General features: G+C 59.8%; 1 protein-coding gene. It reads left to right on the top strand.

Going from position 1 to position 1,250, the window contains the following annotated elements; genetic code table 11:
• On the top strand, positions 1-1,250 hold a 1,250-nt coding region (locus HUJ17_RS07740), incomplete at both ends, for a lipoprotein insertase outer membrane protein LolB (protein ID WP_290510153.1).

The following is a 1,250-nucleotide window of genomic DNA, read 5'->3' as shown; positions in this document are numbered from 1 at the left end:
GCGTTCAAGGCATCCCACTTCGTGCCGGAATCGGCGGAAAACATGCGTGAGTGGGAAGTGGAAGGCCGCTTTGTTCTGCGGGCAGACAGTACCGTCAGCAAAAGCCATTTCGCCTTTCGGCAAATCGGTGAGGAGTACGCCCTGTCCATTCTGATGGATGAGCCGGTGGGCGAACCCAAAGTCATCATTCACGGTAACGTCTACGAGCCGGACAGTGAAACGGTGGATGTGATCGGCGGGGCGGAGGCCATGAAAGTGGCCGAACATCTGCAGGCGCATATTCGTGCCGGCAATCTGTCTTACTGGTTGCGGGGTTTGCCGGCCACCGCCGATGCGGTGGTGTATCAGGAAGACCTGGACCGGGTGGATCGTATCGAGGAAGCCGGCTGGGATATCGACTACAAGGAATACATGGCGGTGCAGAATTATCTGTTGCCGTCAGAAGTGACGTTCAAGGGCGAGCCGGGTTCCTTCACGCTGAACATGGTACGCGCGGAAACGGCTTACCTGACTCATCCCTGCGGCCAGAATGTGTCGCCCACCGAGCTTGAGGCAGAGCCGGAAAATAGCCCCGGCCAGGACGCGGTTCGCCAACTGGTACCCAGCGACGGTAGCCCTCCCATCCCCCGCTGGGTGGATGAAGCGGCTTTCTGTCGTCAGCTGGTGAAGATTCACGGCAAGATACCGGATGCCCGGGTGGGCCTGTACGGGCCGGACTCCATGATGTGGAAACTGTCCCGGGCGGGTATGCCCGGCGCTTTTGGTGCGGGCCGGGCGCTGTTGCTGCAACTGGCCCACCCCTGGGTCACCGCCAGTATCGACGAACACTCGGTGGTCCGTGATGACCCATTGGGCCGTGCCCGTCGCACCTTCCAGCATGTGGGCACCATGGTGTTCGGCAGCATGCCCCAGGTGATGACGTCGGCCAATCAGGTGCGTGATATCCACGAAGAAATCGAAGGCGAAGTGCCCATGGATTCCGGGGCTTTCAAACGGGGCAGCGAATACCGGGCCAATGAAGTGGCGGCGATGATCTGGGTCCATGCCACCCTGTGGGAAACCCTGGCCTACATGTACGAGAAAATGGAAGGCGAGTTGACATCGGAAGAGAAGGACCAGTTCTACGAAGAAACCAAGCTGTTTGCCATGCTGTTCGGTGTGCCGGAACCGGCCCTGCCGGCAGACTGGAATGCCTTCATGGAATACAACCGCGCCATGTGGGCCAGCCCCCAGCTTACCGTGGAAGAAAA

The organism is Alcanivorax sp., assembly GCF_014762765.1.
GTDB lineage: Bacteria > Pseudomonadota > Gammaproteobacteria > Pseudomonadales > Alcanivoracaceae > Alcanivorax.
The sequence above is the reverse complement of the archived record's forward strand: the minus strand, read 5'-3'. Positions and strand labels throughout refer to the sequence as shown.